The 15,576-nt window shown below is 38.3% G+C and carries 8 protein-coding genes; 6 read left to right on the forward strand and 2 right to left on the reverse strand.

Annotation, left to right across the window (positions count from 1 at the left end):
• Nucleotides 1–161 precede the first annotated feature (161 nt).
• From JM83_RS01085 to JM83_RS01100, 4 genes are all read left to right on the forward strand, one after another.
• Nucleotides 162–3,083, forward strand: a complete 2,922-nt coding sequence (locus tag JM83_RS01085; RefSeq protein ID WP_144958569.1) for a SusC/RagA family TonB-linked outer membrane protein — start codon at nt 162–164, stop codon at nt 3,081–3,083.
• 62 nt (nt 3,084–3,145) lie between these two features.
• Nucleotides 3,146–4,708, forward strand: coding sequence for a RagB/SusD family nutrient uptake outer membrane protein (locus JM83_RS01090; RefSeq protein ID WP_261376296.1), 1,563 nt, complete (start codon nt 3,146–3,148; stop codon nt 4,706–4,708).
• A gap of 16 nt (nt 4,709–4,724) precedes the next feature.
• Entirely contained in the window at nt 4,725–5,864 is a 1,140-nt protein-coding gene (locus JM83_RS01095) for a SusF/SusE family outer membrane protein (protein ID WP_144958571.1), read from the forward strand.
• 131 nt (nt 5,865–5,995) lie between these two features.
• Complete coding sequence (locus tag JM83_RS01100) at nt 5,996–7,444, forward strand: alpha-amylase (protein ID WP_144958573.1); 1,449 nt, start codon at nt 5,996–5,998, stop codon at nt 7,442–7,444.
• A gap of 178 nt (nt 7,445–7,622) precedes the next feature.
• Here JM83_RS01100 and JM83_RS01105 read toward each other — a convergent pair whose 3' ends face one another.
• Nucleotides 7,623–9,089, reverse strand: a complete 1,467-nt coding sequence (locus JM83_RS01105) for a glutamate synthase subunit beta (RefSeq protein WP_144958575.1) — start codon at nt 9,087–9,089, stop codon at nt 7,623–7,625.
• 4 nt (nt 9,090–9,093) lie between these two features.
• Entirely contained in the window at nt 9,094–13,602 is a 4,509-nt protein-coding gene (gene gltB / locus JM83_RS01110) for a glutamate synthase large subunit (protein WP_144958577.1), read from the reverse strand.
• A gap of 470 nt (nt 13,603–14,072) precedes the next feature.
• On the opposite strand from gltB, the gene JM83_RS01115 reads away from it, so the two are divergent.
• Together JM83_RS01115 and JM83_RS01120 are read left to right on the forward strand one after the other, a co-directional pair.
• Complete coding sequence (locus tag JM83_RS01115) at nt 14,073–15,218, forward strand: porin (RefSeq protein WP_144958579.1); 1,146 nt, start codon at nt 14,073–14,075, stop codon at nt 15,216–15,218.
• A 16-nt stretch (nt 15,219–15,234) separates the two neighbouring features.
• Nucleotides 15,235–15,573 (forward strand): P-II family nitrogen regulator, encoded by a 339-nt coding sequence (locus tag JM83_RS01120; protein WP_144958581.1) that lies wholly within the window; start codon nt 15,235–15,237, stop codon nt 15,571–15,573.
• Nucleotides 15,574–15,576 lie beyond the last annotated feature (3 nt).

Here is a 15,576-nt window from a genome sequence, read left to right on the forward strand (position 1 = left end):
ATTTTGGGGAAACGTTAATTTACGAAAGTTTTCAACACGAAAACGTTTTCGCTAGCTAAATCGGGGGCTTCGCCAAAAAATTAACAATTAGTTTACATACATTTAGCATCAGGAAGTGAGAATATAAAGTTGAATTTTAGTTGAATTAATCAAAAACATTTATGGAAAAATTATTTAAAAGTTCATTGATCTTGCTCTTCATGCTGCCAATGAGCTTTTTTGCCCAACAAACTGTTAGCGGTACAGTCACAGAAAGCGCAACCGGTCTCCCAGTCCCTGGAGCAAATATAATTGTAAAAGGAACAACCAATGGTACTACCACAGATTTTGACGGTAAGTACACTATAACCAATTTGGCAGAGGGAAATGTGCTGGTATTTTCATTTTTAGGATTTACTACTCAAGAAGTTCCTTATAATGGACAAGCATCTATAGATATTACATTAGACGAAAGCCAGAATGCTTTAGAGGAAGTATTATTGATTGGTTATGGATCTACAACCCAACAAGATGCAACAGGAGCTGTAGAAAAAATAGATCCTGAAAAATTCAATAAAGGAGCTGTGATCTCTCCAGAGCAACTTATTGCTGGGAAATCTGCAGGAGTACGTATTACTCCAAGCAGCGAGCCAGGTGGTGGTGGAGAAATAAGAATTCGTGGTGGATCTTCCCTATCTGGGAATAATTCTCCGCTTATTGTTGTAGATGGAATTCCTTTAGATCAAAGAGGGGTTCAAGGTGTTAGAAACCAGCTGAATGTGATTAACCCTAATGAAATTGAAGATTTTGTAATTCTTAAAGATGCTGCTGCAACTTCCATTTATGGTTCACGCGCATCCAATGGAGTAATTCTTATTACTACTAAAAAAGGAGTTACAAAAACAGATTTTGCTGTAGAATATGATCTTAAAATTACTGGTGGAGAAATTACAGATAAAGTAAGTATCCTAAATGCTGCACAGTTCAGAAATATCATTGAAAGTACAGAAGGTACAGATCCTAGTTTGTTAGGAACATCAGATACAGACTGGCAAGACCAAATTTACAGAAGAGCTTATGGAGCTATCCATAATATTACAGTTGGTCAGGGATATGATAATTTTACATACAGATTAAATTTCAACCATACAGATCAGCAAGGGGTTTTAAAAACAGATTTCTATGAGCGTAATGCGTTGAATTTAACTTTGACTCAAAATCTCTTAGATAACAATCTTAAGTTAACTCTTAATTCTAAAGCTATCTTAGATGAAAATAGTTACGCAGATACAGGTGCTATTGGCGCTGCGATAGGTTTCGATCCTACACAGGCTGTGTACGACCCAACCAGTCCTTTTGATGGCTATTTTGAATTTAGAGGGGGAGACACAACTGATGATGAATTTAGACAAGCCACCAGAAACCCATTGGCACTTTTACAGCAAAGAGACAACAACGCCAAGAACAAAAGAAACATTACTAACTTAAATTTAGACTATAGATTCTCCTTTTTACCAGAATTAAGATTCAATTTAAATGCAGGTTTCGATTATGCTGAATTGAATGGATATGAAACAAGGCCAATTACATCGGCTGCCAATAACCAATCTATTCGTTTTGATAATTTCTATGAAGGAATCAACAGAAATACCTTATTGGATTTTTACTTCAATTATAAAAACGAAATAGATGCTATTGATACTAAACTTGATCTTACAGCAGGACATTCTTACCAGGAGTTCTTTATTAATAGCAAAAGTAGAACTACTCAAACCAATGCTCTTATTACTAACCCTATAAGTATCAATAGAAATTCTTTAGAATCGTATTTTGCGCGAGCAAGTTTTGATATCTCTAATAGATACTTAATTTCTGCAAGTTACCGTAGAGATGGTTCTTCAAGATTTTCTGAAGATAACAGATGGAGTAGTTTTCCTTCAGTATCTGTAGGATGGAAGATCATGAACGAATCTTTCATGGAAAACAGCAACGTATTCAGTAATTTAAAATTAAGGGCTGGATACGGGATAACAGGAAACCAAGAGATTGGCCCTAATTATGGATACCTTGGTATTTACACGCCTAGCCAAAATGGAGCAAAGGTGCAATTCGGAAATACTTTTATAAGTACCTTAAGGCCTGAAGAATTTGACGAAAATTTAAAATGGGAAGAATTAAAAACTTCCAATATTGGATTGGATTTTGGATTTTTTGACAATAGAGTATCTGGGAGCGTAGATGCTTATTACAGGGAAACTAAAGATCTTTTGGCAACAGTACCAGTACCCGCAGGTGCCAATCTTTCAGATTTACTAACCACCAATGTGGGAGAAACGGTAAGTCGTGGAATTGAAGTTGGTTTGGATGCTGCAATTGTTCGTAAAGAAGATTTTAACTGGAATGTTAATTATAACATTTCATTTCAGGATCTCGAAATAACTGCCTTATCTTTAGGAAACGATCCTAATTTCTTTATTCCACAAGGAGGAATAGGTGGCGGTGTTGGTAACAATATCCAAATCTGGAAAGAAGGTTATGATCCTACTACCTTTTTTGTATATCGTCAAGTTTACAATGAAGAAGGAAACCCTATTGAAGGGGCATATGTAGATGTGAATGGAGACAACCAAATAACCGAAGCAGATCGTCAAGCTTACAAGAAGGCAACTCCAGATTATTTTATGGGGTTAACAAATACAATTAATTACAAGAATTTAGATTTCAGCTTCACTTTTAGAGGGAATTTTGGAAACTATGTGTACAACAGCACACAATCTGGAAATGGGTTTGTTGGTGCCGGAACAGTAACACCACAAGCCTATTATTCTAATTTAAATGCAAATGTTTTAGAGTCTAATTTTGAAGCATCTCAAATATTTTCAGATTATTATATAAGAAATGCTGATTTTGTGAGGTTAGATAATGTGTCTCTAGGATATCTTTTCCCAGGAGAGGAGGTAGATGTAAGAGCAAGTATTACAGGTTCTAATTTATTTGTAATTACAGATTACGAAGGTCTAGACCCAGAAATTGGAAATGGAATAGATAATAACTTTTACCCTAGAACAAGAAATGTTGTGTTAGGATTAAATCTTTCTTTCTAGAAAATAAAAAACAAATAGCTATTATTATGTATAGAAATTTTAAACCAGTCATGATCCTTTTTATGAGCACAATATTATTGTGGTCTTGCCAGGACGACTTAGAACTAAAACCTGAGGATAACAGAGAAACCTCTGCCACGGTTTTTGATAATCCCGATTCTTACAGGGAATTTACCGCTAAATTATATGCGGGATTTTCTTTGAGTGGACAACAAGGACCTGCAGGAAATGCAGATTTAGCAGGATTGGATGAAGGATTCTCAAACTATATGAGACTTTTCTTTAAACTTCAAGAACTTACTACAGATGAAGCTGTAATTGGGTGGAATGATGGAACTATTAAAGATCTTCATTCTCAAACATGGACTTCAGGAAATGAGTTTATTAGAACCATGTACAGCAGGTTGTTATACCAAATAGCATTGACAAATGAATTTTTACGTCAAACTACAGATGCTAAATTAGATGCGCGTGGAGTAACGGGAGATTTAAAATCTGAAATTGCAGAATATAGAGCTGAAGCAAGATTTTTAAGAGCTTTAAGCTATTATCACGCAATGGATCTTTTCGGGAATCCACCGTTTGTAACAGAAGAAGATCCTATTGGAGCTTTCTTACCACCACAAATTCAAAGAGCAGATCTTTTTAGCTATATAGAAGGAGAATTATTAGCTATTGAAAGCACTATTGTACCTGCAAGACAAAATGAATATGGTAGAGCAGATCAAGCTGCAGTTTGGATGTTGCTTTCTAAATTGTATTTGAATTCTGAAGTGTATACAGGACAAGGTCGATATACAGATGTTATCGCCTATACCACAAAAGTTATCCAGGCTGGATATTCTATTCCAGATGTGCCTTATCAGTATTTATTTTTAGCAGATAACGATACAAATGGCGCACAAGAAGAGGTGATTTTCCCAATCACTTTTGATGGTTTAAACACCCAAGCCTATGGTGGAATGACTTTTATAATACATGCTTCGATTGGAGGTTCTATGGATCCTGCTAATTTTGGGGTAAGTAGCGGATGGGCTGGATTAAGAACAACTCCACAGTTTGTAAACCTTTTCCCTAATGGAGCAGAATCTGAAGATAAAAGAGCCATTTTTTATACAGAAGGTCAGAATAAAGAAATCAATAATATCTCTGTATTTACTGATGGATTTGCTGTTGCAAAATATAAGAATGTAGATATAAATGGAAACCAAGGAAGTGATTCTACAGGAGAATTTCCAGACACCGATTTCCCAATGTTTAGACTTGCAGATGCTTACTTAATGTATGCAGAAGCAGTACTTAGAGGCGGTGGCGGAAGCACTGGCGAGGCTGTAACTTATATTAATGAGTTAAAGGAAAGAGCTTATGGAGATTCTAGTGGAAACATCGCTGCTTCAGATCTTACTTTAGATTTTATAATAAATGAAAGGGGTAGGGAATTATACTGGGAAGCTCAAAGAAGAACAGATCTTATAAGATTCAACCAGTTTACAGAAAATGGAATATGGGCATTTAAAGGTGGTGTTCCACAAGGAACTACAACTTCTTCATTTAGAAATATTATGCCGATACCAGCTTCAGATCTAGGTGTAAACACCAATTTAAAACAAAATCCAGGATACTAATTTTAAAAAATTAAAAATGAAAAAATTATTAATATTATTGTTTGCGTTTGTTTCACTTTTAGGATTGAATTCCTGTTCTAGTGATGATGATGTAGTTTTTATTGCCCAGCCAGACGTTGAAGGTATAAATTTCATTAATTCTTTTAATGATACTTATGTATTAACTCCAGCGACTTCCAGCAATATTGCAGAAAGATTTGTTTGGAATACTGTAGATTTTGATGTTCCAACCAATATAACGTATGAGCTTCAAGCATCAACAAGTGCAGATTTCTCAAGCTTCGATGTTATTGCAAGTACAGGTGACAATAATTTAGCAGTAAAAGTAAGTCAGTTAATCACACTTGCTAATGATGCAGGTTTGGATAACGACGCTGAAACTGAAGCACCTAACACAGGGCAAGTTTATTTTAGAGTAAAAGCTTTTGCAGGTAATGATGGAGGGAATGCTTTGAACACAACTTCTGAAGTTAAATCTATTACGGTGGTTATGCCTGAAGCAGCTGTAGAAGGAGAACCTGCCAAACGCGAGCTGTATATGGTAGGTGATGCAACCGCTGCTGGATGGAGCAACGATAATAACAACACTCCATTATTTAGGGATCCAGCAAATGAAAACATATACTATTTCACTGGAAGGTTCAAAGGTGGAGCAGATGTAGAAGGTTTTAAATTACTTGAAAACAAGGGTGCTTGGCAACCACAATGGGGCCTTGATGGGGAATCTTTTACAAGTAGTGACCTGTTGGGTGAAGATCCTACTGCTTTCCCGGTAGCGGCCGACGCATATTATAGCTTTATGGTAAACTTGGATGACATGACCTACACCTGGGCAGAATATGATGCCAGCGCAGAGGCCACTTATGGTTCTATTGGTATTATTGGTGACGCTACTTCTGGGGGGTGGGATGAGGATACTGACATGACTCAATCTGAATTTGATGCTCACATTTGGTACATTCAAGATGTTGAACTGGGGAATGGTGAAATGAAATTTAGGGTAGATAATGATTGGGCTGTTAGCTGGGGAACAGGCAGTGCCATTAGTGGTCAAGCTTTAGATGGTGCGAACATTCCGGTAAGTGCAGGAACATATACCATTTGGTTTAACGATATTACCAAGAGGTATATCTTTATTCCTACTGCAACAGAATAATCAAGGGCTAGCTGACTTTATATTAAAGCTGTCTAGAAAAGTTTTACGGTAATATTCCAGCTTTATTAAGGCGAATGTTAATCCAAAAAAATCAATTTTAGACAGTTTTTTTACTTTTAATAATTAAATACATGAAAACAAGAAAATTAATATACGGAAGCATGTTTGCTGCACTGCTCTCTTTAAGCGCGTGTTCAAGTGACAATGATCCTGTAGATCCCATAGACGATGTTACCGGGGGCGGTGAAAACCCTACGCCGGTTACTCCCAAAGCATTGGATCTATCCAATTATGATAACGGCTCCGGGGTAATGATGCAAACTTTTTACTGGGATGTGGAACCCCGCTTTGAGTGGTGGATCAACCTCTCTGATAAAGTTGTAGGATGGGCAGATGCCGGTATAGATCGCCTTTGGTTGCCTGTAGCCACCAAAGGACAATCTGGCGGGTATTCGATGGGATATGATCCTTCAGATTATTTTGACTTTGGCGAATATAACCAACACGGTACCGTTGCAACCCGCTTCGGAACCAGGGAAGAATTAGAAAGCCTTATCTCAAAAGCCCATGATAACAACCTGGAAGTGATTGCCGATATTGTAATCAATCATAATTCAGGAGGTGGTGAAGAATACAATCCCTACCGGGATAAAAACACTTATACCCTTTTCAATGAAGAGAATGGGAATGCTTCTGGAATGTTTAACCGTAATTTTGAAGATTTTTATCCAAACGGCGTAAGCGATTTTGATGAGGGAAGTTTGTTCTATCCGGAACAGAACCTGGATCATAACCGGGAGCGCGTTCAGGAGTGGCTATGGAAAAATGATAATTCCGTAGCTAAATACTACAAAAATGTGATGGGCTTTGACGGCTGGCGCTTTGACTATGTACAAGGCTACGAACCTTGGGTGATCAAAGAATGGATGAACGCTGTAGGTGGATTTGCTGTTGGCGAAAACTGGGATGGCAATGGGGCAAACCTAGCGGCATGGGTAGAAGCCTCAGGTATTCCTGCCTTCGATTTTGCCGCCTTCTACAAAATGGAAGAAGCTTTTGACCGCAATGATGATCTTACTTACCTGGAAAAAGATATGCTTAGAAAATCCAATCCTGAAATGGCGGTTACTTTTGTGGCAAATCATGATACCGAGAAAGATTCCAATGAAGATAATCGCATTGCCAAAGAAAACAAATTAAAAGCCTATGCTTACATTCTCACCCACGATGGGTATCCGACGATTTTTTATTCAGATTATGAAGATCCTGCATTTCAGGAGCAGTTAAAGCAATTAATTGCCATTCATAACAGCATAGCTACTGGCGAAGTGGAGATGTTATATGTAGATAAAGATGAATATATTATGAAAAGAAACGGGACTGGGAATAATCCTGGATTGATTCTTTATATAAATACAAGCGGGAATAACAAGCGAAGAGAAACAGTAACTCATTGGACTTCCAAAAAGTTAATGGATTATAGTAGGAATTCCTCCTTTTCTCCAACTACGGGAGCAGATGGGTTGGTAAGCCTCGAGGCTCCGGCAAATTCTTACAGTATATACTCGATCATGGAATAACTTTTTCCTGATAGTATTTTAAAAGTCGGCTTCCCTATCGAGCCGGCTTTTTTTGTTTTATAATTATATTGTTACAGTCCTACAGACGCTGTCTCGAATGCATGCTCACCAATTTATCCCAAAAGAAAATGAACTCCCTCTGATCCAACAACATTTTTTTTTAAATACCATCAAAAAATTACACCCTCGGCAAATCCCCATCTCCTTTAAGCGGTAAGTTTGAAACTCCCATTAAATATTTATCTACATGATACGCAGCCTCCCGCCCTTCTGAAATTGCCCACACTATAAGGGATTGACCTTTTCTCATATCGCCTGCCACAAAAATTCCGGGAACATTGCTCATATAATTATCTAGGGATGCTTTTACATTGGATCTAGCATCCATTTTTAAACCCAATTGTTCTGCCAAAGTGGTTTCACTCCCGGTAAAACCCAATGCCAGCAATGCCAGATCGCAGTCCCATTTTTGTTCGGTTCCAAGAACTTCCGATAGCTGCGGACGTTCCCCCAGCTTATGCGTCCATTCTACCTGTGTAGTGATCAAACCAGTTAAATTCCCATCCTTATCTCCCAAAAACTCTTTTGTGGAAATGCTCCATTGCCTTTCTGCTCCTTCTTTATGGGAGGAAGTAGTTCGAAGCCTCATAGGCCAATAGGGCCAAGGCTGATTTTTAGGCCTTTCCAAGCTAGCCTTACCCATAATCTCAAAGTTGGCAACACTAAGCGCTCCTTGCCTAAAAGAAGTTCCTATACAATCACTTCCAGTATCTCCACCGCCAATTACCACTACTTTCTTATTTTTTGCTGAAATTTCCTCTCCCGAAAATGGCAAATTATCTACTCTCCTATTGTTTTGTGGCAAGAAATCCATCGCCTGATATATTCCCTTTAAATGAGCTCCTTTAATTGGCAATGGCCGACTCACCGTTGCACCGCCGCAAAGCACTAGTGCATCGTACTCCAATTTAATTTTCTCTACTGCAATATTTTTCCCTACATGCGCTTTGGTTATAAATTTTATCCCTTCTTCTTCCAGGACTTCCAAGCGTCGATCTATTATGGATTTTTCCAATTTAAAATCCGGGATGCCATATCTTAAAAGGCCTCCTGCTTTTTCATCTCTTTCATAAACGGTAACATAATGTCCCGCTCTGTTTAGTTGTTGTGCTGCGGCAAGACCTGCAGGACCAGATCCTATTACAGCCACTTTTTTACCTGTCCTACTCTCCGGGATTTGTGCTTGAACCCATCCATTCTCAAAAGCCTGCTCTGCTATATTTTTTTCGATATTTTCTATAGTTACAGGATCCTCATTGATGTTTAATACACAAGCCTCTTCACAAGGTGCAGGGCACAATCTACCTGTAAACTCAGGGAAATTATTAGTGCTATGTAATATTTTAGCCGCTCTCTCCCATTTACCTTTGTAAACAGCATCATTAAAATCGGGAATCAAGTTACCTAAAGGACAGCCGCTATGGCAAAATGGAACCCCGCAATCCATACAGCGTGCACCCTGATTTTTTAGTTCCTTTTCTTCAAGAGGAATGGTAAACTCCTTGAATGCTTTTACTCGCTCCTGGGCAGGAGCATAGGCTTCTACCTTTCTTTCATATTCCAAAAATCCGGTTGGCTTTCCCATTTTCCTATTCTGTTAAATCGATTAATTTTTCTTCTTCAATCCTTATCAAGGCCAAACGATATTCTTCCGGCAATATTTTAATAAAGTTTGGCAGACATTGCTCCCAGTTTTCTAGGATCCTTTGTGCTAACCTACTTTGTGTATAATTGTAATGATTGGTGATCAACTTTTTAAGAAGCATTTTATCTTCCTCCTCCTTCACCTCTTCAAGATTCAAATCTTTAGCAAGACAATTCTTTTTGAATGAATTTTTCTCATCAAAAACAAATGCTAAACCGCCACTCATTCCTGCACCAAAATTCCTACCTGTTTCTCCTAAAATCACAGCGACTCCTCCTGTCATATACTCACACCCATGATCCCCAATTCCCTCGGCTACGGCATGAGCCCCACTATTTCTCACACAAAAACGCTCCCCAGCAACCCCATTAAAATACGCCTCCCCACTAACGGCTCCGTATAAAGCCACATTTCCTATAATGATATTGTCCTCTGCCTTTAGTGTGGATTCCTCAGGGATCTTTACAATAAGGCGAGCTCCGGAAAGACCTTTCCCCACATAATCGTTCGCATTTCCGTCAACTTTAAGACTGAGTCCTTTAGTTGCAAAAGCCCCGAAACTTTGGCCTGCCGAACCTTTAAAATTGATCTTCAAAGTGTTATCTGGTAGTCCCTGCTCACCGTAAATCTTGGATATTTCATTACTTAAAATAGCCCCTACTGCTCTATCGGTATTATGAATTTCAAGATCCAACACTGTTTTTTCTTTTCTGAACAAAGCCGTATGGGCTAATTCTATAATTTCAAAATCTATAGATCGTTCTAAATGGTGGTCCTGTTTTTCAGTATTATGTACCGAAACATTTGCAGGAACTTCTATTTTATGTAGAATTGGACTAAGGTCTACCCCGGCAGATTTAAAATGATCGACAGCTTTTTGCCTATCTAATTTATGAACCTGCCCAACCATTTCATCAACGGTTCTAAAGCCCAATTGCGCCATGATTTCGCGGAGCTCTTCAGCTATGAAATACATATAATTCACCACATGCTCTGGCTTCCCTTCAAATTTCTTCCTCAACTCCGGATTTTGTGTTGCAATTCCTACAGGACAGGTATTTAAATGACAAACCCTCATCATGATACATCCTGACGCTACTAAGGGTGCGGTCGCAAATCCGAATTCCTCTGCTCCCAATAGGCATGCAACGGCTACATCCCGACCGGTTTTTAACTGCCCGTCACATTCCAATTTTATCCTGCTTCTAAGATCATTAAGAACCAATGTTTGTTGGGCTTCAGCGATCCCCAATTCCCAAGGTAAACCAGCATGACGTAAAGAGGTAAGAGGCGATGCCCCGGTACCACCATCATAACCAGAAATAAGGATGACATCTGCTTTCGCTTTTGCCACTCCCGCAGCAATAGTTCCAACGCCAACTTCAGAAACAAGTTTCACATTGATCAAGGCTTCCCGGTTGGCCGATTTAAGATCATAGATCAACTGTGCTAAATCTTCTATGGAATAAATGTCGTGGTGTGGAGGTGGTGAAATAAGCCCTACATACGGGGTGCTATTTCGGGTCTTTGCTATTTGTTTGTTCACTTTTGGCCCTGGCAAATGACCACCTTCCCCAGGTTTAGCTCCCTGAGCCATTTTTATCTGAATCTCGGAAGCATTGGTAAGATAATTACTTGTTACTCCAAAACGACCAGAAGCAACCTGCTTTATAGCGCTATTCCTCCAATCTCCATTGACATTTTTATAAAACCTGTCTGCATCTTCACCGCCTTCCCCACTATTGCTTTTTCCTCCAATCCGGTTCATGGCGATCGCTAAATTCTCATGTGCTTCCTTACTTATGGAGCCATAGGACATTGCTCCGGTTTTAAAACGCTTTACAATTTCTGTCCAAGGTTCTACCTCTTCCAAAGGAATGGGATCGTAATTGGAGAATTCAAACAAGCCACGAATTGTCATAAGTTGTTTTGACTGCTTATTTACTAAAGTAGCATATTCCTTGTAAGTCGCAGGGTCATTATTTCTAACAGATTCCTGAAGCTTTGCAATGGTTAATGGATTGAACATGTGTTTTTCACCGTTTCGTCTCCATCTGTATTCACCGCCAATTTCCATATCCAGATCCCCGGGGATATGCTTTGCATTAAAAGTACGTTTATGTCTTTTTGCTATTTCCTTTTCTACTTCATAAAGGCCAATTCCCTCTATCCGGCTAGGAGTATTTGGAAAATATTTATTTATAAGTTGAGAATTCAATCCTAAGGCTTCAAACAACTGGGACCCTCGATATGAGTTAAGGGTAGAGATCCCGATCTTGTTCATCACTTTTACTACTCCATTTCCTACAGCTTTATTATAATTTTCTACGGCTTCCTTAAAATCTACAGCATTTAAATTTCCTTCATCAATTTGTTCTTTAATGATCTCGTTCACCATATAAGGATTGATGGCACTTGCGCCATATCCAAATAACAGTGCAAAATGATGTACTTCCCTTGGCTCTGCAGATTCTATTATAAAACTCATTTTGGAACGTTTCCCTATCTTAAACAAGCCGCTATTTAAATAAGAGCATGCTAATAAAGCAGGAATTGGCGCCAAAGTTTCATCTACCCCTCTATCAGAAAGTATAAGTATGGTTTTCCCTTGTTCAATTACTTTTGCTGCGGTTTTAAGCATCTCTTCCAAAGCTGCTTCCAAACCATTTAATCCCTGATCTATTTTATATAGGATTGGAATTTCGGTAGATTGAAAATCTGGATGGTCAAAATTCTTGATCTTATCTAAATCCTCTTTTGAAATCACCGGATTTTTAATTCGGATTTTTTTACAAAATTCTGGAGTGATTTCCATAAGATTAGTATCTCCCCCTAAAGTTAAACTTAGATCGGTTATAAGTTCTTCCCTGATACCATCCAGTGGCGGATTGGTAACTTGTGCAAAGAGTTGTTTGAAGTAGTTATATATAAGCTGTGGCCTTTCTGAAAGCACTGCTAATGGGGTGTCTGTACCCATAGAACCAATAGGTTCCTTAGCATTTCCAGCCATGGGAAGTATAATGTTATTTACATCTTCTTGGGTATAACCAAAAGCATTTTTACGTAGGTGGATAGGAGTTAGATCCACCTGTAAAGGTTCATTTCTATATGGAATATCTTTTAGATGAATTCTATTTTCATCTAACCATTTCTCATAGGGTTTACGAGTAGCTATCCTTTCTTTGATCTCTTCATCATTGATTATTCGGCCTTCGTTCATATCTACCAGGAACATTCTCCCTGGTTGCAACCTCCCGTGAAATGCGATATTTTCCGGTTTTATATCTAAAACCCCTGTTTCTGAAGACATAATAACATAATCGTCTTTGGTAACTGAATATCTGGAAGGCCTAAGCCCATTCCTATCCAATACAGCACCAATATAATCGCCATCTGTAAATGGTACGGAAGCTGGTCCATCCCAAGGCTCCATGATACAGCTATTGAATTCGTAAAATGCTTTTTTGGCTTCGCTCATTTCCTGATGCTTTTCCCATGCTTCGGGCACCAACATCATCATTATTTCAGGCAAAGATCTCCCGGACATTAATAATAGTTCCACTACCATATCCATAGAGGCTGAATCTGATTTTCCACTTAATATTATAGGAAAAAGCGCTTTTAAATCTTCATCAAAAAGTTTGCTTTTCAGCAGTTCTTCCCTACTCCGCATTCTGGCAATATTGCCCCTTAAGGTGTTAATCTCACCATTATGGCACATATATCGAAACGGCTGAGCCAGATCCCAGGTTGGAAATGTATTGGTTGAAAACCGCTGATGTACCAAAGCCAAACGGGTAACTACCTTAGGATCTAAAAGATCCTTGTAATAGAACTTAATATCCTCGGGCATAAGAAGTCCTTTAAATATTAAGGTCTTGGTAGACAAGCTGGGAAGGTAAAAGAATTCCCTCTCCGATAATTTGGAATTTACAATGGTATGTTCTGTGATTTTTCTTGCGCTATATAATTTAATTTGAAACAACCGGTCTTCTAAACCTTTTTCTGGTTTCCCTATAAAGATTTGTTCTATTACCGGCTCCACATCCGCAGCAATGGCGCCCAAGTGACCCGCATCTACCGGCACCACTCGCCATCCCAATACTTTTAGGCCTTTTTCAGTTACTTGTTTTTCAAAGATCTTTTTACAATGTTCTCGCTGATTCTCCTTTCTGGGAAGAAATACATTTCCCATGGCATACTCTCTTTCATCTGGAAGATCAAAGTCACAGTTTTCTACAAAGAATTCATGAGGAATGTCTATTAATATACCCGCGCCATCACCAGTCTTTCCATCGCTGCTTACGGCACCTCTATGTTCTAATTTTTGTAAAATTTCCAGTGCCTTATGTATAATGTCATTAGATTTCTTTCCTTTTAGACTACAAATAAACCCCGCACCACAATTTTCATGTTCAAATTCGGGTGAATATAACCCTTGCTTTTCCTTCATGACTCATCCTTTTTTTTTGACTTAATATTGATAAATCTATATAATATAAAGTTGATTGCATAATATTGAATAAAATGATTTTTACATTTAATAATTTATCAAAATATTGATCTATTAATGTGAAATTCATGATTTAAAAGCTCGTTTTTATCATATCTTCAACAAAAATTTTAACATCATTTCCAAACAACCAACTTTTTACAGACAGATATAATCGATTGAAAATCGGAATCTGACGTTTTTGCCAGTTTTTGAAGGTGAATTCTTCGTCGTAAATACAAAAATGAGTGATTTTTAATCAGTAAAATGATAATTTTAAGGTTTTTTTGTTATTATTAATTAAGACCCCCTAAAAATTAGGGGGTCTTAATTAATAATGTGATAAATATTATACCATACCCCCCTATTTTTTAGCAATCATATTCAAAATATACATAGATTAGGGACCAACTAATTAACTGTATATCAATATGAAAAAAATTTATTTACCCTTCGTAATGCTTTTTGTGCTCAATTCTTATTCGCAAGAAGATGAGCCTCCAACAAAACAATTCAATATCTCTGGTTCTGCTGATGTATATGCACGCTTCAATTTAAATTCCTTTAACAGGAATTATGAGGAACTAGAAGCACCGGCTCCCGCAACGTCCTTTGCTAATGATCCGGGATTTGCAATAGGTATGGCAAACGTGGTTATGAACTATGAAATGGGAAAAATAGGAGCGGTAGCAGATCTGGTATTTGGACCGAGAGGGGAAGACGCCGTTTTTAATTCACTGGGTAGTTCCAATATCGTGAACCAGTTATATGTATACTGGAATGCAAGCGAAAAGGTAACGCTAACGCTGGGTAACTGGAACACCTATTTGGGATACGAGGTGATCTCGCCCTCAGCAAACTTTAATTATTCCACTTCTTATATGTTTTCTTATGGACCTTTTTCTCACACAGGGATAAAAGCGGATTTTGCTTTAAATGATGAGTTTAGCGCGATGGTAGCAGTAATGAATCCTACAGATTTTACGGAGTTCAATCCTGCAGGAACCTACACTTTTGGTGCACAACTTGGATATGCAAAAGAGGCAGGAAGTGTCTATTTGAATTTTCTATATGGAGATCAAGACGGAAAACTTGAGGCTAACGGCAATAAAGGGGGAGATATTTCTGCTGGATCAACTTTTCAGGTGGATCTTGCTACAGGTGTTGATTTATCAGATGGATTTTATTTAGGTTTCAATACCACATACAATACTACCGCCACAGGAGAAGCTTTCACAGATACAGGAATACGAGATGTAGAGGGGGATGATTATGGTTTTTATGGCGCGGCGCTATATCTACAATATAGCCTGAACGATAAAGTTGCCCTGGGAGCCAGAGGCGAGTATTTTAAAGAGTTCAACGGAGGTGCTGGAGCTTTAGGCGTTTATGATGCAAACGGGGATTCTTCAGTTTTTGCTGTAACTGTTTCAGGAAATATGGCAATAGGGGATCTAATGCTCATCCCGGAAGTGCGCATGGATTCTGCTAATCAAGATATATTCATAAACCAAGATATCGACGGAACACAAGGCAGTCTAGCCTCAATTCTTCTGGCAGCAGTATATAAATTTTAACCTAAATATATAAATCATGAAAAAAATAGAAGCGATCATCAGAAAATCAAAATTTTCTGCCGTCAAAAAAGCTTTACATCAAGAAGGCATCAACTTCTTTTCCTATTGGGATGTTACCGGTTTGGGAAACGAAAAACAAGGGAGTGTCTATCGGGGGGTTTCCTATAGCACCAGTGATATTCAGCGTAGGTACTTATCTATAGTTGTAGATGATTCTTTTGAACAAGCCACTATCGATGCCATTCTTACGGCAGGACGTACCGGGGAAGTTGGCGACGGGAAAATATTTGTTTCCGATATCAATGAAGCCTATAGGATTCGTACCGGTGAAAAAGGAAAAGAAACGCTAAACTAATTA

Origin of the sequence: Gillisia sp. Hel_I_86 (genome assembly GCF_007827275.1) — a bacterium.
GTDB lineage: Bacteria > Bacteroidota > Bacteroidia > Flavobacteriales > Flavobacteriaceae > Gillisia.